The organism is Streptococcus sp. DD10, assembly GCF_001578805.1.
Classification (GTDB): domain Bacteria; phylum Bacillota; class Bacilli; order Lactobacillales; family Streptococcaceae; genus Streptococcus.
The window spans coordinates 139,122-159,325 of record NZ_KQ969161.1 but is presented as its reverse complement, the minus strand read 5'-3'; the positions used below and the strand labels follow the sequence as shown (position 1 = coordinate 159,325).

The window sequence follows — 20,204 nt, the reverse complement described above, 5'->3', positions numbered from 1 at the left end:
AAGTGAGAAAACATGGCCTTACCAACTATTGCCATCGTAGGTCGTCCAAATGTTGGAAAATCAACCTTCTTTAATCGTATTGCGGGAGAACGGATTTCCATAGTTGAGGATGTCGAAGGCGTCACTCGTGATCGAATTTATGCAACGGCAGAGTGGCTAAACCGTAAATTTAGTATTATTGATACCGGTGGAATTGATGATGTAGATGCCCCTTTCATGGAACAAATTAAGCATCAAGCTGAGATTGCGATGGATGAAGCAGATGTAATCGTCTTTGTCGTATCTGGAAGAGAAGGGGTAACAGATGCAGATGAGTATGTGGCACGAATCCTTTACAAGACCCATAAGCCAGTCATTTTAGCTGTTAATAAGGTAGATAATCCTGAAATGCGTAATGAAATTTATGATTTTTACGCACTTGGTTTAGGTGAACCTTTACCAGTTTCTTCTGTTCATGGGATTGGAACAGGAGATGTTTTGGATGCTATTATCGAAAATCTTCCGAATGAAATAGAAGAAGAAAATCCGAATATCATCAAATTTAGCTTGATTGGTCGTCCTAATGTTGGAAAATCTAGCCTGATCAATGCGGTTTTAGGTGAAGAGCGTGTGATTGCTAGTCCTGTAGCTGGGACAACACGTGATGCCATCGATACGCATTTTACCGATGCAGAAGGGCAAGAGTTTACCATGATTGATACTGCTGGTATGCGCAAGTCTGGTAAAGTATATGAAAATACAGAGAAATACTCTGTCATGCGTGCTATGCGTGCCATAGATCGTTCAGATGTCGTTCTGATGGTGATTAATGCTGAAGAAGGCATTCGAGAGTATGATAAGCGGATTGCTGGATTTGCCCATGAAGCTGGTAAAGGGATGATTATTGTGGTCAATAAATGGGATACCATTGAAAAAGATAACCATACCATGAAGCAGTGGGAAGATGACATTCGCGATCAGTTCCAATACCTTTCTTATGCGCCGATTATCTTTGTCTCTGCTTTGACCAAACAACGTTTGCATAAGTTACCAGATATGATTAAGCAAATCAGTGAAAGTCAAAATACTCGTATTCCATCAGCAGTCTTGAATGATGTAATTATGGATGCGATAGCGATCAACCCAACCCCAACGGATAAAGGCAAACGACTCAAGATTTTTTATGCGACTCAAGTGGCAACTAAACCACCAACGTTTGTAGTCTTTGTCAATGAAGAAGAACTCATGCATTTTTCTTATCTGCGTTTCTTGGAGAATCAAATCCGGAAGGCCTTTGTTTTTGAGGGAACTCCGATTCACTTGATTGCTCGCAAACGAAAATAAGAGCAGGAGTAATAAGGGAACGAAATTTGAAGTGGTCTATAAAAAGATTGAAAAGTTTTTTCAATCTTTCCTTAGTTCAGAAATTCAAAGTAGTTTGGGACATTGTCATTGTCTCGGAAACAGCTGAAGAAAAACAGAAGAAAGTTGCCTTGTCAAGTTATCTTCATCTTAAAGCAGTGTTTTGAGTTAGAAATGCTGTTTTTTTGCAGTGGTTGTCATTATTTATCAAAGGTTGGATATTTTGTCCAGCTTTTTTGTTCTTTTTAATTATGATGGGTTGATGAAGAATGGGGGTTGAGAATGAATATTAGAAGCTTCACCTTTGTGAAATAAATTTTGCCTTTCTTATAGGCAATTTAGTAGAATTTTTTCAATTCTTCTATCAAACTGAGACTGGTCACAGTCTTTTTCTATGTAATGATTACTTGCTAGAAGATGTTCGAAAAATAAAGGCATGTAGTCAGTATGGTGGCTTATAATGACAATAACCGCAAGTGGTACACTTTTTCGAATAAAATGATTCAGTTCGATAAGATTTGCATCTGTAGCATTCATTTCAATATCTAAAAAATAAATGTGATGGTACTTATGGTGTTCGATATTCATTAGGATTTCTTTGGAATTAGTATATTTTTGAATTTGAATGTTGTTTAGTTGATGCTTATCTATGATCTTTTTAAGACTGACTTCTAAACAATTAGAATGAAAACTGCTGTTCTCTAAAATACAAATGTCCATTGTTATCATTCTCCTTTATTGATTTAATATAATGTGTCAGGAATAATCTGTTTTAAATGAAAGATTATTAACCCTTTAAGTGAGGATAGTCGGTGCGATTCTTTAGAAAAATAGAAATAACATCTACACTTAAAAACAATATATTATCATTTTAACACATTTTGTATATTTAGTATAGGATGGATTAAGAATTTTGTCCTGATTTACCGAATATTTTTGTAACAAGTTAGCAGTACGAAAAAAATCCCCTTCGGACAATGCCTTAGGGGATTATGTTATCTTTTAGACCATGTTCTTGGTAAAAAAATCAAAAGCATAGGATAGATTTCTAACCTTCCTGCAATCATAGCGAGAGAAAGGAGCAGTTTGGAGCCAGGGCTGAAAATCGCAAAGGTATCTGTTGTCCCTAGCATAGGTCCGATATTGTTGAAACAACTGAAGACCGCACTGAAGGCAGTTAGTAGGTTTTCAGTATTGAGGCTAATGATGAAAATCAGCCCCATGATGATGGCTACATAAATCGTCAAGTATTTGAGGACTTTATTTTGCGTTTCGGTATCGACCAAGCTACCATTGACATGCAGGCTCAGCACACGGTTAGGGTAGAGGTTAGAGAGGATTTGATTTTTACTAATCCGATAGAGGATGAGCCCACGGATAACCTTGAGTCCTCCCGCAGTTGAACCAGCAGAACCACCGATTGCCATGAGTAGGAGCAGGATATACTCTGAAAAGAGGGGCCAGTGGCTGACATCTCCATAGCCAAAACCGGTTGTTGTGATGATATTGGTCACCTGAAAGAAAGCCATGCGGAAACTCATCTCCCAGCTATGGTAAATGTGGAAAACATTGATGGTGATGAGAATGGTCGCTACAGCGATGATACCTAAATAAGTCCGCAACTCCTCATCGCCAAAGAAGGCTTTGAGTTTACGCAGGAGGAGGAAGTAGTAGAGGTTGAAGTTAATCCCAAACACAGTCACTCCAATACTGACTAGATAAGTGATGAGTTGGCTGTTATAATGGGCAATCCCATCGTTATAGACCGTGAACCCTCCTGTACCTGCCGTCCCCATAGCGATTACAATGCTATCAAAGATAGGCATGCCAGCCACAAAAAGGATAATCGCAAACACCACAAACATAAATAAGTAAATGATATAGAGAATTTGCGCTGTATCGCGGAGCTTGGATACGACCTTGCCAAAGACTGGTCCAGGAACCTCTGCCTGCATGACTTCGAGATTACTGTTTTTCTTATTGTCCATGATGGCAAGTGCAAAGACCAGCACCCCCATCCCTCCAATCAAGTGAGTACAACTCCGCCAAAAGATAAAGGAATGGTTGAGGATAGCTAGGTCTGGGATGATGGTCGCCCCTGTCGTGGTAAATCCTGAGCTAACCTCAAAGAAAGCATCGATGAGACTAGGAATTCGTCCTGAAAAAACGAAGGGCAAGGAACCAAAGAAGGACCACAAAATCCAACACATAGCTACGATAATAACGCCTTCCTTGGCATAAATACGGTGGTGTAAGGGTTTGAAAAACAAGCCAGCACCACCTACAACTAAAAGGATAGCAATAGTGTAAAGATAGGCGAGAATGTCTCGGATACTTTCTTGGTAAAACAGAGACACCAGCAGAGGAATAACTAGGATAACTGCCTCAATCAAGAGTAGTTTGGACAGCAACAAGCGAATCATATTTCGGTTCATGGCTTACCTCGCAAGCAGGTCTGTGACCTGATTCACATTTTGGATGAGGGTAATCACGATAATTTTATCACCAATCTGGATACTATCGTTTCCATCTGGGAAGATGGTACGTCCATTACGGATGATAGCAGCAATCAAGACACCTTTTTTCAGTTTTAGTGCGGCAAGTGTTTTCCCTGTAATTTTACAGCTTTCTGTGATGAAAAATTGAAGGGTTTCAATTTGTCCATTTGCTACGTGGTGCAAAGCTTCAAGGTTAGAATGTTGTGCATTGACCCGTCCTCTAATAAAGTGCATGATGGTGTCTGTTGCGATAAGTTTCGGAGTAACGATACTAGAAAAATCTTTTTCATCTAAAATCTCTAATAGACTAGTGCGATTTACTTTGGTGATAATTTTTGAAATTCCGATGTTATCTAAGAACATGGAGGTGATAATATTTTCCTCATCTACTCCTGTCAGAGTAGCAACAGCATCGAAGTTGAGAGCACTTTCTTCGAGTAAAATTTCCTTTGCAGTACCGTCTCCTAAAACAACATGGACTTGAGGAAATTCTTGGCTGAACCATTGAGCTCGCTCGCGAGAGGATTCGATGACCTTCACTTTGACTTTGGTGTCTTTTAGAATGTTAAGGAGGTAGTAAGCAATTTTTCCAGCCCCAATGAGAAGTAAATTTCTGACAGCACGTGGTCTGAGAAAACTATGAAAGAGAACCATTTCGATGCGGTTACCAGTGATATATAAAGTATCATTTTCTTCAATGACAACGTCTCCATTTGGGATGAAAATATTTTCCTCCCTTTCGATAGCACAAACCAAGATGTTGCTAAATTTCCTTCGGAAATGACTAAGAGTCATGTTGGCAAGGGGACTCTCCTTTTTGACTAAGAATTCCATCAAAATTACTCGACCATTAGCGAAATATTCAACAGAATTAGCGCTTGGAAAGTCAATATTGTTAGCTATATAGCGAGCTGTTAGTGATTCTGGATTGACGACCATTGAAAATCCAAGGATATTTTTTCTTTAAAGTAAGCGTTGGAATATTCGGGATTACGAACTCGAACAATTGTTTCTTTTGCTCCCATTTTTTTTGCTAAGACTGCTGAAACCATGTTTACTTCATCGTATTCGGTTAGAGCAATAAAAATATCACAATGTTCTACATCTGCTTGTTCCAGAATTTTGAAATTAGCTCCATTACCTTTGATTCCTATGATATCAAAACGCTTGGTATTCTTTTTTAAAACCTCTTCGTTTTGTTCAATTAACACGACATCGTGATTTTCATCTACAAGGGATCGACAGAGGGCAGTTCCAACCTTGCCTCCTCCAACGACAATTATTTTCATGATAGACTCCTCATAACAGCGACTAATAATAGAACTATCATACTCCTTTTTAAGAGAAATTTCATCTTTTTGCCTTATTTTTTACTATATTATTGAAAATTTTGGCAAATTTCAAGTCCAAGTTAGCCATTTATGAGTAAATCCGCTGGCGAGCTGTAATCAAACATTTTTCGAGGGTAGTGGTTTATCCAATTTTCAATAAATCGGACATCTTGGTGGGTGATATTTCGAGTACCTTTGGGAAACCATCGACGAATGAGCCGATTATGATTTTCATTTGAACCGCGTTCCCACGAAGCATAGGGATGGGCATAGTAAATGTGTTCGCGGTCAAATACCTCATGTAATCGTGCAAATTCCCTGCCGTTATCGGCTGTGATAGACAAAATAGAGTAGTCTTTTTGAATCTCCAAAAGCGCTTCATTGACAGCCTGAGCGGTCTTAGAAGGAAGCAGACGAATGATTTCATATCGCGTTTTCCTGTCTGTCAAAGTCAGGAGACAAGGCGCTTTCTCACGCTGTTCCAGCACTGTATCAATCTCGAAATCTCCAAACCGTGTGCGCTGGTCGATTTCAAACGGACGCTCCTCAATTGACTTACCAAACGCCGGGCTGTTTAGGGAGGCTCGCTTACGATTCGCAGTCTTCTTGTCAGGTGAGTACTTCTGTCTGGCGTAATGGCAGATAGCTTGGTAGGTCTCCTTATCCAGCGAAATATCCTTAACACATCGTTCACGATTTTTAAGATACTGGATTTGGGCATAGTCAGCTTTGTAAACCTCTTCAAATTTGCCCTTGCGTACCTGTTGTGTAACTAGACCACGCTTGATTTCGTTGTGAATGGTCTGAGGAGCTTTGCCTAACAAACCTGCGATTTTACGGTTACTGAAGACCTCATTTTTCCATTTTTCGATGAGTTGGCGCTCTTTTAGTGTTAAATGGTGTCCTTTTGTGGTATACTGGTTTTGCATCTCTGTGAGTCTTTCTAATGTGTTTGTGGTGATTACATTATATCTCGCAGAGGTGTTTTTCTATACGCTCAAGTGGCTAACTTCATTTTAGAATTTTCGGAAAGTTCGTAAATAAAAAGAAAAAAGAGAGTTTATTTGGATTTCTTTACATTTTTTTGTGGAAATATGGTATAATTTTAAGATATATTTATTTTTTTGCTTTACGATGACAAGAAATTAGAGGAGAGATTATGGCAAAATTAATGCCAGGGCGAATTCGCAATGATGGAATTGCGTTATATGATGCTGGAAAGGTGAAGGTAAAGGAAGTTAAGGATTGTTTACTTTATACGCTTGTGGCAGATGAGGAGCTGCGCTATAGTCTAGATGATGAGGTTATTTTTTGTAGCTGTTCTTTTTTCAAAAGTAAACAATATTGTGCGCACTTAGCAGCAGTAGAGCATTTTTTAAAAACAGATGTATCTGGTAAGAGTTTACTAGAGAAAATGGAGAAATCGGAAAACGATAATCAAATGACACAAGCAAGAGTTACTTTTGGTAGCCGTTTTCTAAGTAAGATATTGCGTTCGGAGTCTACAGAAATCAGATTTCAGTTATACGTATCTGGGGAAGAAGACGCATTAGCAGGTAAGATTTTTTGGACACTGCGTTTAAGGCGTCTACCAGATGAAAAGTCCTATATAGTCAGAGATATTAAAGCATTTTTAAATACTGTGAAAAAAGGGAATCATTATTCAATTGGTAGAGGATATTATGAGCCGCTTTATTTTAGAGAATTTGATATAGCGTCTCAAGACTTGATTACCTACCTATGGGGCTTAACAGCAGAGTCCACAGAATTTATTTTGCAGAATCAGAATCGTCATCTTTTTTTTCCAGCTAGTATCTTTGAAGATGGTATCAATCGTTTACAGAATTTAGTAGAATTTGAGTATAGAAAAGGTTATTCTAACTACGAGCAACTTCATTTTCATGATTTTGGTGAGACGGCTGCTTTGCTTGAAGTTACTGTGTTAGAACATCCAACTTTTTTTGAACTTGAGATTGAAGAGAAAGAATATGACTGGCTTTACGATGGGGAGTTTATCAGCTATCAAAATCAGTTCTTCCAATTAACTCAAGAACAAATTCAGCTTTTAAAGGTCATTCGTAAACTAGATCTTGAGAGTGATGGTAAGAAGAGGATTCAGTTTGCTCTCACAGAACAAAACAAGTTGGCAGTTGCGATTCTTCAACTTCAGAAGGTTGGTCAAGTGACGGCACCAGAGAGTTTGAAAATCCATGATTTTACAGTAGAATTTAATCTGGATTTGGCTAGGGATGGCTTGGTTGAAATTGAAACGACTTTTGTTTATGAAAAATTTCGTGTAAAAAATCGAGAAGAGTTGGCTTCCTTGCCTTTCGCAAGTAATTTTCAGCATGAGCAACAGGTTTTTGATAACTTACGTCAACATAGCTTTATTGGAGAATTTTCAGCCTATCGTCCTCCAGTTAGCCCTAAGGAAATCTACTCTTTCTTTCATAATACGATACCAAGTTTGGAGAGAATGGGGGTTACCAATATTTCTGAACAGCTTATGGAACTATACCATCTTGAGCGTCCTAATGTGAAAGTGAAGACAGAGGGAGGGCTTTTATCCATTGGCTTTGAATTCTCTGGTATTGATCAGACAGAAATTGATGATGCTCTTGAAGCTCTTTTTCAAGATGAGGATTTTTATGTTAGCAAGGCTGGCAAGGTCATTATTTTTGATGAGGAAAGTAAGAAAATCAGTCAAACTTTACAGGAACTGCGTGCGAAAAAGACTAAGGATGGGATTGTTGAAACAAATCGGATAGCCGCATTTCAATTATCAGAACTGTTTAAAAATCAAGAGAATGTTACCTTTTCAGAAGAATTTCGTCATCTTGCCTATGATTTGACGCACCCAGAAGATTTTGCTATCGTAAAACCAGAAGTTAAAGCAGAACTACGTGATTATCAAGAAATTGGTGTAAAGTGGTTTTCTATGCTTTCTCATTATGGATTTGGTGGGATTTTAGCAGATGATATGGGGTTGGGTAAAACTCTTCAAACGATTTCTTTTTTGTCCAATAAACTTGAAAATGGAAAGCGTGCACTAATTATAGCACCGTCTAGTCTCATTTATAATTGGTCTGATGAATTTGCAAAATTTGCTCCTCAACTCGATACAGTTGTTAGCTATGGCTTGAAACCAACGAGGGATGAATTAATTGCTGAGGATCATCAAGTGGTGATCACTAGTTACGCTTCTTTCCGTCAAGATATAGCTGAATATGAACGCTTTCAGTTTGATTTTTTAATCCTTGATGAGGCTCAAGTCATGAAAAATGCACAGACTAAAATTGCTCGATATTTGCGTTCTTTCAAGGTTAAGGAAACGTATGCATTATCAGGAACGCCGATTGAAAATAATTTGTCTGAAATTTGGTCTATCTTTGAAATTGTGTTACCTGGACTTCTGCCAGCAAAAAATCAATTTATCAAAATACCTGCTGATCGAGTCTCACGCTATATCAAACCTTTTGTATTAAGACGTAAGAAAGAAGATGTTTTAACAGAATTACCAGATTTGATTGAAGTTGTTCAGCGAAATGAGCTAGCAGACAGTCAGAAAACGATTTATTTGGCCCAGTTGAAACAAATGCAAGAGCGTGTTAGAACAGCTTCTGATGAGGAGTTGAATCGCAATAAGATGGAGATTTTGTCTGGATTAATGCGTTTACGACAAATATGTGATACCCCATATTTATTTATGGAAGATTATGATGGAGAATCTGGTAAGCTAGAAAGTTTACGATCTTTGTTAGAGCAGATTCATGCCGGTAGTCATCGCGTTCTCATTTTTTCTCAATTTCGTGGGATGTTAGATATTATTGAAAAAGAACTAGAAAAATTAGAAATGACTTCCTTTAAGATAACAGGTTCTACGCCAGCCAAAGAACGTCAAGACATGACAACTGCTTTTAATGAAGGGGAAGGAGACGCCTTTTTGATTTCCCTTAAAGCGGGTGGTGTCGGGCTAAACCTGACAGGAGCAGATACAGTGATTCTAGTAGATTTATGGTGGAATCCTGCTGTAGAAGCTCAGGCTATCGGGAGAGCTCATCGTATGGGGCAAGAACAAAATGTTGAAGTGTATCGCTTGATTACACGTGGAACCATTGAAGAAAAAATTCAAGAATTACAAGAAAGCAAGAAAAATTTAATCTCTACGGTCCTTGATGGAACAGAATCTCGAGGGAGTCTCAGCGTGAATGATATTCGTGAGATATTGGGGCTTTCTTAGTAGGAATTAATCGTTACGGTATGATTCTCATTAGTAAAAAGTGAGGTTGGCTTTTAAAGTTAACCTCACTTTTTTACTAATGATTTTTTGTTGAAAACTTTATTTTCTCTATATACAACCTTCTACAAGTAAAGGAATGTAGAAATTTTATGTTTTACCCAAATCACATAGAAGTTAGAGTGAGATAAGGTTTAGTTGATGTCAGGATATAGGATGTTTCGGATTTTACTAGATAGAGAACGGAAACTTCTTTTCTTGACGGTTTTAAAAAGTTTGAAAGTATGGTATACTAGTTGGTGTTAATTGGTGGAAGAGGGACTTGTATGATATCCTGCTGATTAATAGATTTCATTATTCGAAAGTAAGAGGAAATAGCGTGAGAGAGAAATTGTTTCCTGTGGTGGCAGATGATGAGCCAATGTTAACGGCGATGCCACAGATGAATTTATATGACGAAAGTGACTTTATTAGTAATATTTTAGGGGATTATCAAGATAAAAATTTTCTTGAATGGTCTCCAATTTCAGATGTTTTGTCTTCTCGAGAGGTTGAAGCCCAAACCAAAAAGGTCCAAGATGTATTTTCTCAACAGGCGCCTAGACATGTGAGAAATGGTTTGAAGCAAGAACCGATTGGAGCAGTCAAAAAAGATGCAATTAATCAATCTGAGCGGGCACGTGAGGAAGCACGACGTGATTTGAAAAAGAAAAAATCCGCTTCTTATCTTGTCAAAGAGAGTGCTACAACTAAAAAACATTTTCTAGCCTCTTCGTCTTCTAAAAGAGAACAACAGGTTCCGACGGCTCCTTTTCAAAAGGAAAATCCGGGTGAGTATAGTCGATTTACCGCTACTTTACGACAAACAGACTATATTTTGGCAGAGTTGAAACCAAACTATCAGCCGATGGAAAACGGAGAAGATAAGAGTCGTAAACCTAAGAAAAACACCTATGATTTTTTGAAAAAGAGTCAGGTATATAACAAGCGTGATGACCGTAGTCCACGTGAACGGAAGATAGCCCAAGAGTTGAATCTTATGGGATTAGAAAGCAAATAAGGAGACATCATGTCACAAACATATCATTTTATCGGGATTAAAGGATCAGGGATGAGTGCCCTTGCTCTGATGCTTCATCAAATGGGCCATCAGGTTCAAGGGTCAGATGTAGATAAATACTACTTTACTCAGCGTGGTCTGGAGCAAGCGGGGATTAAGATTCTTCCTTTTGATGAGAAAAATTTGTCTTCTGATTTGATTATTATTGCTGGGAACGCTTTTCGTCCTGATAATAATGTTGAGATTGCTTTTGCAGACAAGGAAGGATTGGTTTATCGACGTTACCATGAGTTTCTAGGAGAGTTCATGCGAGATTTTACAAGCATGGGAGTAGCTGGAGCACATGGGAAAACCTCAACAACTGGTTTGCTCTCACATGTTTTATCACATATTACGGATACTAGTTTTTTGATTGGTGATGGAACAGGTAGAGGATCGGCAGCAGCTAAATATTTTGTTTTTGAGTCAGATGAGTATGAACGACACTTCCTGCCTTATCATCCAGAGTATAGCATTATTACGAATATTGATTTTGATCACCCAGATTACTTTACCAGTTTAAAGGATGTGTTTGATGCTTTCAATGACTACGCTAAGCAAGTGAAAACTGGTTTATTCGTTTATGGCGAGGATAGAGAACTTCGTAAGATTACAGCCAATGCACCTATTTACTACTACGGAGAGACAGGGGATAATGACTTTATAGCGAGTGACTTTTTACGTTCTACAATGGGCTCAAGTTTTAAGGTTCATTTTCGTGGAAAAAACTTAGGACAATTTTCTATCCCAGCCTTTGGTCGTCACAATATCATGAATGCTACGGCTGTCATTGCGCTTCTTTATACAGCTGGAGTTGATTTGGATTTGATGCGTGAACATCTTAAGACCTTTGCGGGAGTGAAGCGTCGCTTTACTGAAAAAGTTGTGAATGATGTTACAATCATCGATGACTTTGCCCATCATCCAACTGAAATTATCGCAACTTTAGATGCAGCTCGTCAGAAATATCCAAGTAAAGAAATCGTAGCAGTTTTTCAACCACATACCTTTACACGAACGATTGCTCTTTTAGATGAATTTGCAACGGCTTTAAATCAGGCTGATGCTGTCTATCTAGCTAAGATTTATGGTTCTGCACGTGAGGTGGACCATGGTGAGGTTAAAGTGGAAGATTTGGCAGCTAAGATTAGCAAAAAAAGTCAAGTGATTACAGCAGAAAATGTTTCACCTCTTTTGGACCATGAGAATGCCGTTTATGTCTTTATGGGAGCTGGTGATATTCAAACTTATGAATACTCTTTTGAACAACTCATTGCTAGTTTAAGCAATAATGTACAATAGGGAGAAACAGTGGAAAGTCCGATAAAAATCAGAAATGTTCAGCTGTCGGATTGGGAGGAACTGGTGCGCCTCGAAAACCTCAATTTCTCTGAGGAAGAAGCAGCCAGCCCAGCGGCGTTGAAAGAGCGGATTGAATGGATCGCCGACACCTTTTTGGTGGCTGATTTTCATGGTCAGATTGCAGGTTATATCGTAGGTCCAGCTATTTTCTCGCGTCATCTGACGGATGATTTGTTTGCCAAAGTTACAGTCAATCCAAAGGAAGGTGGCTTTATCGCTATCCAGAGTTTGTCTGTCAGTCCGGATTTTCAAGGGCAGGGAGTGGGGACCCTGCTTTTAGCTGCTCTCAAAGAAAGAGCCAGCGAGCAAAATCGTCAGGGGATCAATTTGACCTGCCATGACAATCTGCTTTCTTATTATGAAATGAACGGTTTTAGGGATGAGGGGATTTCAGATTCTGTTCACGGCGGGACGACTTGGTTTGACATGGTTTGGGAGAATCCCTACTACAAGGAGTAAGAATGAATATAAGACAAGCAAAAATTGCTGACTTAGAGGCGATTTATGCCATTGAAATCGCAAATTTTTCAGTAGAGGAAGCCATCTCAAAAGATATTCTTGCTGAGCATATAAGAACAATTAAAACTAGTTTTTTACTAGCAGAAGAAGAAGGAGAAATAGTAGGTTATATAGAGGGGCCTGTGGTTAAAGGGCGACATCTCAAAGATTCTTCCTTCTTTGAAGTTCAAGATTTTTCACATGAAAAAGGAGGGTATATCTCTATCACTTCTTTATCTATTGCGCAAAAGGCGCAAAGTCAGGGACTTGGTAGCCTCCTTCTTCAAGCAATGAAAAATCTAGCTATCAAAGATAGTCGACAAGGACTGAATTTAACCTGTCATGACTATTTAATCGCCTATTATGAAAAACAGGGGTTTATCAATGAGGGACTATCTGCATCAACGTATGCTGGTGAAACCTGGTATGATATGGTTTGGGAAAATCCTCAATTAAAATGATAAGAGTGATGTTTTTTAGTGATTAAATTAACTGATTCAAATTAAAAATGGTGTATAGAGGATTGGAGTTTGGGAACGGTTTTCCTGACTCCAAAATTTTTTGCTGATTGAAGATGAGATGAGGCATCATTTTGAACTTTATTTTTTTACTTTGTTCCACCAATGCTAGTTGCTTTATTGGGCTAAGTAGGATATAATATTAGGGATTATGTCTAAGGAGGTCATATCTTGACTGATAAGAATGATAATAAACAGGATCTTAGTTTTAAGGAACAGATTCTGCGAGATTTAGAAAATATAAAAAAAGTTCCCAAAGAGACTAGTACTGATGATTTGTTTGGGGCTAAAGTTGGACATCAAACAAAAGGGGAGGCAGACCTAACAACCAGTGAAACTGCTTTAGAATCTAATGACTCAGAACCTGAAAATCCAACGGTTGTTTATCCTACAATTGAAGAGATGCTAGCATTGCAAGCTCAATTAGATGCTGTCCAGGCTGAATTAGAGGGTGAGGATGAACCACAAGATTCGAATCAAGCTAGTGAATCAACTGATACGAAAACAGCATCTACTGAACAAGGAAATCAAGAAAATAAAATAGACTCAGAAACTACTAAGGCTGCAATTTCTGTTCATTATGCTCAAAAAGCGAGTGCCTCAGAAGATTATGTCGCATCGCCTGTTTCTAAAAATCCAGCAGTAAAAGTACCTCACTCTGAAGTTCTTGAAGAAGCTGCCAAAAAGAAAGCTCAAAAAGCAATAAATCAAAAGCATTCGGATTATGTTCGTTCAACACGTCAAGTAAAGAAAAAAGACAAAATCGGACTGCTGGACGCATTGTTGGCTTTGTTTTGGTCTTCTTTTTGCTGGTTCTAGGGGTTACGGGATTTGTTGGATATAACTATATCAATTCAGCCCTTCGCCCAATTGATGCCAAATCAACAGAGTATGTAACGGTTGAAATTCCTGCTGGTTCTGGTTCAAAGGCTATCGGAGCGGCTCTTGAAGAAGCAGGTTTAATTCGTAATGCTACGGTTTTTAATCTCTATACTCAAGTCAAAAATTACTCAGGTTTCCAGTCGGGTTATTATAATCTTCAAAAATCGATGAGTGTAGATGAACTAGCTAAGGCTCTTCAAAAAGGTGGAACAGAAACGCCACAACTTCCAGTTTTGGCTAAGTTAACCATACCAGAAGGATATACTTTAGAGCAGATTGCAGCAACGACAGCAGAAGCAACGAAAAATTTAGCTCAAAAGATTTCATCAGATGATTTTATGAATAAGGTTCAAGATGAAACTTTTATTAACCAAATGGTTGCAAAATATCCTCAATTGCTTGCAAGTCTTCCAACATTAGAATCTGGTGTTCGCTATCGTCTAGAAGGTTATCTCTTCCCTGCAACCTATAACATTACTTCTGAAACAACTGTAGAGACTCTAATTGATGAGATGTTAGGGGCAATGGATACCAACTTGGTTGGTTATTATGATCAAATAAATGCTCAAAACCGCACGGTAAATGAAGTACTGAGTCTTGCTTCATTGGTTGAAAAAGAAGGGGCAACAGATGAAGATCGTAAAAATATTGCTAGCGTCTTCTTTAACCGAATTGCGCAAGGAATGCCGTTGCAAAGTAACATTGCTATCCTTTATGCTCAAGGGAAACTAGGAGAAGCAACAACCCTTCAAGAAGATGCTCAAATTGATACTAATATTGATTCGGCGTTTAATATTTATCGAAATGCAGGCTTGATGCCTGGTCCAGTGGATAGTCCAAGTTTATCAGCTATTAGTGCAGTAATTAGCCCAAATAGTACGGATTACCTATACTTTGTTGCAGATGTTAAAACAGGTAAGGTATACTTTGCAAATAACTATGCTGATCATGAGCAAAATGTGACTACTTATGTCAATAATCAGATTGCTGCAAGTAATTAAGACTAAGCATAAAAGGTGTACTCAGTTTTCTTAGGGAAACTGAGTACCACTATTTTTAAAAATAAATGAATACAAAAGAAAAGAGAAATTATGGCAGAAAAAACATTTCCGATGACTCTTGCTGAAAAGCAAGCACTTGAACTTGAATTAGAGCAATTGATTTTGGTTCGTCGTCCAGAAGTAGTGGAACGAATTAAGATTGCGCGTTCTTATGGGGATTTGTCAGAAAACAGTGAATACGAAGCTGCAAAAGATGAACAAGCATTTGTTGAAGGACAAATTTCTAGTCTTGAAAATAAGATTCGCAATGCTGAAATCGTAGATAGTGATGCGGTTGCACAGGATGAAGTAGCGATTGGTAAAACCGTTACAATCCAAGAAATCGGTGAAACGGATAAGGAAGTTTACATGATTGTAGGTGCTGCAGGAGCAGATGCATTTGCAGGGAAAGTTTCTAATGAAAGTCCTATTGGACAAGCCCTTATTGGCAAGAAAACAGGAGAAACTGCAACGGTTGTAACTCCAGTTGGTAGTTATGATGTGAAAATCTTAGCAGTTGAAAAAACAGTCTAAGAGAAAATAAAAAGACGGGGATTTATGTCCTTGTCTTTTTATTTTCTTTGATTGGTATTGAGTCATTTTTTTCGTCTTGCATAGTCGATAAAACGGAATTTTTCCAATTTGTGTCGACTTTCTGTAAATTGAAATTGTCGTCCATCTTGAAGATACACTTTGGACTTGACTGAAACTACATGCTGGTTATTCCCAATATCCATAAGGATATGATCGCGGTCAGTTGCTTGACTAATGGTAATTTCCTTCTGAGCGTAGGCTATATCAAAACCGAGTTCGTCTTCTAGATAGTGATAGATGGACTGCTCCGCAATTTCTCGTGTTAGTTTGGGAATCATACTTTTATTAAGGTAGTCGATATCAAGGACTGAGGTGATATCCTCTACGATACGCTGTCTCGTAACTCTCCATACTAAGCAATGTTCTGGAAATCCTGTTAGCTGGGAAAGTTTTGAATCGACACGAATCGTTTCTAGACTGACAACATTGGTTTTGGAATGGATACCGAGTCGGTGAACGAGTTCTTGATAACTGGTTAATTCAGATACGGGGAAATTAATTTTTTCTTCACGAATTACCTTGGATCCTTGGCCTCTGAACTTTTTTATAAGACCATCTTTCTCTAATTGAGCTAAGGCTTTTCGGACAGTATCGCGGCTGAGTTGATACTGTTCCATCAACTGATGCTCACTAGGAAGAAACTCTCCTACGATATAGATTTCGTTTTGAAGATCTTTTTCAATTTTTTTAGCTAATTCTTGGTACTTTTTCATGTATATCCTTTCACCCATTAGTATATCAAAATTTTACATAGAAATCCATTTGAATTTAAAAAAAGAAAGGATTTTATAGGATGCTTGTATAGTAAAAAGCAGACAAGTAACAGGTTTTTAGGATTTTTATGGAAAAAAATAACCAGACATCTTGCCTACAAGAGAGGAAACGTTTACAATTAGTTTATCAAGTCAATCAGATATTGTCAAAAAAGAAAAGGAGATTCAAATGGGTAAATTTGAACAAGAAGCCAAAGATCTGCTTGCTGCAATCGGTGGTAAAGAAAATGTGACTGCTGTTACTCACTGTGCGACGCGGATGCGTTTTGTACTTGGTGATGACAAGAAGGCAGATGTGAAAACAATCGAAGCCATTCCGGCTGTTAAGGGAACTTTCACCAATGCAGGTCAGTTCCAAGTTATCATTGGTAATGATGTGCCAATCTTTTATAACGATTTCACTGCTGTATCAGGGATTGAAGGTGTTTCTAAAGAGGCTGCGAAATCAGCTGCTAAGAGCAACCAAAACCCAGTTCAGCGTGTTATGACAACCTTAGCGGAAATCTTTACACCGATCATTCCAGCCTTGATCGTTGGGGGATTAATTCTTGGTTTCCGTAATGTTCTTGAGGGTGTGCATTGGTCGATGCTTGACGGTAATACAATTACCGAGGTTTCTCAGTTCTGGTCAGGAGTGAATCACTTCTTGTGGTTACCTGGTGAAGCTATTTTCCAATTCTTGCCTGTAGGGATTACTTGGTCTGTTTCTCGTAAGATGGGGACTAGCCAAATCCTTGGAATTGTTTTGGGTATCTGTCTGGTTTCTCCACAATTGTTAAATGCCTATTCCGTTGCTTCAACACCTGCTGCAGAAATTGCAACCAACTGGGTGTGGGACTTTGGATTCTTCACGGTGAATCGGATCGGTTACCAAGCTCAGGTCATTCCTGCCCTTCTTGCTGGTTTGTCACTGTCTTATCTTGAAATTTTCTGGCGTAAACATGTACCAGAAGTAGTATCAATGATTTTTGTACCCTTCTTGTCATTGATTCCAGCCCTTATTTTGGCTCATACTGTTTTAGGTCCTATTGGTTGGACTATCGGTCAAGGTCTTTCTGCAGTCGTACTTGCTGGTTTGACAGGTCCTGTAAAATGGCTTTTCGGTGCTGTTTTTGGTGCCCTTTATGCGCCGTTCGTTATCACTGGTCTTCACCACATGACCAATGCCATCGATACCCAATTGATTGCGGACGCAGGTGGCACAGGTCTCTGGCCTATGATTGCTCTATCAAATATTGCTCAAGGTTCAGCAGTCTTTGCTTACTATATTATGCACCGTCATGATGAACGTGAGGCTCAAATTTCACTTCCAGCTACTATTTCAGCTTATCTGGGAGTTACAGAGCCAGCCCTCTTCGGGGTTAACGTTAAGTATATCTACCCATTTGTTACGGGTATGATTGGTTCATCTATTGCAGGTCTTCTTTCAGTAACCTTTAATGTTACAGCAGCCTCTATTGGTATTGGTGGATTGCCTGGTATTCTATCAATTCAACCTAAGTATATGATTCCATTTGCAGGAATTATGCTTGTTGCTATTATTGTACCGATGGTCCTAACTTTCTTCTTCCGCAAAGCGGGTCTCTTTACTAAGACAGAAGATGATACAGAACTTAAGGAAGAATTCGCAGCTCAAGAAGAAGCTGAATTTGTATCACATACTGCTACTTCAACTGTTCTTGCTGAATTAGCAGAGGTTGTTAGTCCACTTGCTGGCCAAGTTAAACCACTTAGCCAAGCCACAGACCCAGTCTTTTCATCAGGTGTAATGGGACAAGGTGTCGTCATCGAACCAAGTCAAGGCGAATTGGTTTCACCAGTGAATGGTACAGTGACAGTCCTCTTCCCAACTAAGCACGCAGTCGGTATCGTTTCTGAAGAAGGGGTTGAAATGCTAATGCACATTGGTATGGATACGGTTAGCCTTGATGGGCAAGGTTTTGAAGCTCATGTTGTCCAAGGGGATAAAGTAAAAGCCGGTCAAAAACTGATTACATTTGATATGGATGCTATTAAAGGAGCTGGTCTAGTGACAGAAACACCTGTCATCGTGACCAATCAAGATGATTTCCAAGCAGATGTGGAAGGGGCTCTTCCACGGGATATCAAACGTGGCGATGTTCTCATGATTGCCCATCGAACAAAATAAGCTAAGGGGTGGAGACGTTACGCTTCCACCTCTTCCTATAAAGAACAAAAGAGGAAAAATCACATGGCATTAGATAAAACAAAGGTTGTATACCAAATTTATCCAAAATCATATAAGGACACGACAGGAAATGGAATCGGTGACTTCAGAGGGATCATTGAAAAAATTCCGTATCTAGCAGAGTTGGGTGTGGATATGGTTTGGCTCAATCCTTTCTATCCAAGCCCACAACGTGACAATGGTTACGATATTTCAAACTACACCGCCGTCAACCCTGTCTTTGGAGACATGGCTGATTTTGAAGAAATGGTCCGTGTCGGGAAAGAGCATAATATTGACTTCATGCTAGACATGGTGCTCAATCATTGTTCAACAGAGCATGAGTGGTTCCAAAAAGCATTGGCTGGGGATAAGTATTACCAAGATTTCTTCTTCATTCAGGACCAGCCAACTGATTGGTTGTCTAAATTTGGTGGTTCTGCCTGGGCTCCTTTTGGAGATACAGGGAAATACTACCTTCACCTCTTTGACGTGACACAGGCGGACCTCAATTGGCGCAATCCCAATGTCCGCAAGGAGTTGTTCAAGGTGGTCAACTTCTGGCGTGACAAGGGCGTCAAAGGTTTCCGTTTCGATGTAATCAATTTGATTGGGAAAGATGAGGTCTTGGTAGATTGCCCTGAAAATGAAGGGAAACCAGCTTATACGGATAAACCAATTGTCCATGACTATCTTCGTATGATGAATGAAGCGACCTTTGGTTCTGATGATAGCTTTATGACAGTTGGAGAGATGTCCTCAACAACCATTGACAACTGTGTTTTGTATTCAGCACCGGAGCGTCACGAGTTGTCTATGGCCTTTAACTTCCATCATCTTAAAGTCGACTATGAAGAGGGTCAAAAATGGACTATTACTCCCTTTGATTTTGAAGAGCTCAAACGTCTCTATCATACTTGGGGCAAGGAAATGAGTGAACGTGGTGGTTGGAGTGCCCTTTTCTGGAATAACCATGACCAACCTCGTGCTTTGAATCGCTTTGTAGATATCAAGAACTTCCGCAATGAAGGAGCGACCATGCTCGCAGCTAGCATTCACTTGTCACGTGGAACTCCGTATATCTACATGGGCGAAGAGATTGGCATGATTGATCCAGACTATGATTCGATGGCAGATTATGTGGATGTGGAGTCCATCAATGCTTACCAAATGCTCTTGGACCAAGGCAAGTCTCCTGAGCAAGCCTTCAAGATTATCCAAGAGAAGTCGCGAGATAATTCTCGTACGCCCATGCAATGGGATGCTTCTCTAAATGCAGGTTTTTCAACAGGCACTCCATGGTTGAAAGCCGGTCAATCTTACAAAGACATCAACGTTGAAAATGAAATCGACGGACCAATCTTTACATTCTATAAGAAGTTGATTCGCTTGCGTAAAGAAATGCCGATTATTTCAGAAGGCAGCTACCTGCCAGCACTGGAAGATAGTCAAGAAGTCTACGCCTTTGAGCGTCATTTAGACGGTCAAAAACTCTTGGTACTCAACAATTTCTATGGAAGTGAAGCTGAAGTAGCGATTCCAGCAGAATACCAGTCAGGGCGCGTCCTTTTGTCAAACTATGAGGATGTAGAGCTTGCTGAAAAGGTAAGTCTTAAGCCTTATCAAACCCTTGCGATCTTAGTAAAATAAGAAAATAAAAAGGAAGGATCATTTTTGAACCGCACCTCAATAGTTAGACATGAAAATCTAACTATTGGGGTGTTTTATTATGTCGGAAAATGTTAGAAAAAACCTCAAATGTGTTGACTTTATTTAACTTGTTTGCTATAATCCCATCTTTGACAGTTTTTCGAAATCAAAGAGCCCCTAAATGCTGGTATGA

The 20,204-nt window shown here is 39.1% G+C and carries 13 protein-coding genes and 2 pseudogenes; 10 read left to right on the top strand and 5 right to left on the bottom strand.

Going from position 1 to position 20,204, the window contains the following annotated elements:
* The first annotated feature begins 12 nt into the window (after positions 1 to 12).
* Entirely contained in the window at positions 13 to 1,323 is a 1,311-nt protein-coding gene (der, locus tag STRDD10_RS07090; RefSeq protein WP_067194367.1) for a ribosome biogenesis GTPase Der, read from the top strand.
* Positions 1,324 to 1,668: 345 nt separating this feature from the next.
* On the opposite strand, the gene STRDD10_RS07085 is transcribed toward der, so the two are convergent.
* The 4 genes and pseudogenes from STRDD10_RS07085 to STRDD10_RS07070 form a co-directional block, all read right to left on the bottom strand.
* Positions 1,669 to 2,070, bottom strand: a complete 402-nt coding sequence (locus STRDD10_RS07085; protein WP_156468624.1) for a response regulator — start codon at positions 2,068 to 2,070, stop codon at positions 1,669 to 1,671.
* A gap of 266 nt (positions 2,071 to 2,336) precedes the next feature.
* A complete protein-coding gene (locus STRDD10_RS07080) occupies positions 2,337 to 3,776 on the bottom strand; it encodes a TrkH family potassium uptake protein (protein ID WP_067194362.1) in 1,440 nt (479 codons plus the stop codon).
* Positions 3,777 to 3,779: 3 nt separating this feature from the next.
* Positions 3,780 to 5,128 (bottom strand): annotated as a pseudogene (trkA, locus tag STRDD10_RS07075) (Trk system potassium transporter TrkA).
* Positions 5,129 to 5,250: 122 nt separating this feature from the next.
* Positions 5,251 to 6,099, bottom strand: a complete 849-nt coding sequence (locus tag STRDD10_RS07070) for an IS30 family transposase (RefSeq protein WP_067194359.1) — start codon at positions 6,097 to 6,099, stop codon at positions 5,251 to 5,253.
* Between the two features lie 230 nt (positions 6,100 to 6,329).
* On the opposite strand from STRDD10_RS07070, the gene STRDD10_RS07065 reads away from it, so the two are divergent.
* The 7 genes and pseudogenes from STRDD10_RS07065 to greA all read left to right on the top strand — a co-directional run bounded on the left by STRDD10_RS07065 (position 6,330) and on the right by greA (position 15,340).
* Positions 6,330 to 9,410, top strand: coding sequence for a pilus expression-regulating Snf2 family helicase (locus STRDD10_RS07065; RefSeq protein WP_067194356.1), 3,081 nt, complete (start codon positions 6,330 to 6,332; stop codon positions 9,408 to 9,410).
* A 376-nt stretch (positions 9,411 to 9,786) separates the two neighbouring features.
* Positions 9,787 to 10,467, top strand: a complete 681-nt coding sequence (locus tag STRDD10_RS07060; protein ID WP_067194353.1) for a divisome accessory protein ZapJ — start codon at positions 9,787 to 9,789, stop codon at positions 10,465 to 10,467.
* A gap of 9 nt (positions 10,468 to 10,476) precedes the next feature.
* Positions 10,477 to 11,808, top strand: a complete 1,332-nt coding sequence (gene murC / locus STRDD10_RS07055; protein WP_067194350.1) for a UDP-N-acetylmuramate--L-alanine ligase — start codon at positions 10,477 to 10,479, stop codon at positions 11,806 to 11,808.
* 9 nt (positions 11,809 to 11,817) lie between these two features.
* Positions 11,818 to 12,327: a GNAT family N-acetyltransferase gene (locus STRDD10_RS07050; RefSeq protein WP_067194347.1), complete on the top strand. Its 510-nt coding sequence runs from the start codon at positions 11,818 to 11,820 to the stop codon at positions 12,325 to 12,327.
* Positions 12,328 to 12,329: 2 nt separating this feature from the next.
* The gene (locus STRDD10_RS07045; protein ID WP_067194344.1) at positions 12,330 to 12,827 is read left to right on the top strand and encodes a GNAT family N-acetyltransferase; all 498 of its coding nucleotides are present in this window, start codon (positions 12,330 to 12,332) and stop codon (positions 12,825 to 12,827) included.
* A 459-nt stretch (positions 12,828 to 13,286) separates the two neighbouring features.
* Positions 13,287 to 14,767: pseudogene (gene mltG, locus STRDD10_RS10555) on the top strand (endolytic transglycosylase MltG).
* A gap of 90 nt (positions 14,768 to 14,857) precedes the next feature.
* A complete protein-coding gene (gene greA / locus STRDD10_RS07035; RefSeq protein ID WP_067194341.1) occupies positions 14,858 to 15,340 on the top strand; it encodes a transcription elongation factor GreA in 483 nt (160 codons plus the stop codon).
* Between the two features lie 62 nt (positions 15,341 to 15,402).
* Here greA and treR read toward each other — a convergent pair whose 3' ends face one another.
* Entirely contained in the window at positions 15,403 to 16,113 is a 711-nt protein-coding gene (gene treR / locus STRDD10_RS07030) for a trehalose operon repressor (protein WP_067194339.1), read from the bottom strand.
* 229 nt (positions 16,114 to 16,342) lie between these two features.
* Here treR and treP point away from each other — a divergent pair, with 229 nt between their 5' ends.
* Together treP and treC are read left to right on the top strand one after the other, a co-directional pair.
* A complete protein-coding gene (treP, locus tag STRDD10_RS07025; protein WP_067194337.1) occupies positions 16,343 to 18,322 on the top strand; it encodes a PTS system trehalose-specific EIIBC component in 1,980 nt (659 codons plus the stop codon).
* A 63-nt stretch (positions 18,323 to 18,385) separates the two neighbouring features.
* Positions 18,386 to 20,011 carry an alpha,alpha-phosphotrehalase gene (treC, locus tag STRDD10_RS07020; protein WP_067194334.1) on the top strand — a complete coding sequence of 542 codons (1,626 nt, stop codon included), beginning with the start codon at positions 18,386 to 18,388 and terminating at the stop codon, positions 20,009 to 20,011.
* The last annotated feature ends 193 nt before the right edge of the window (positions 20,012 to 20,204 follow it).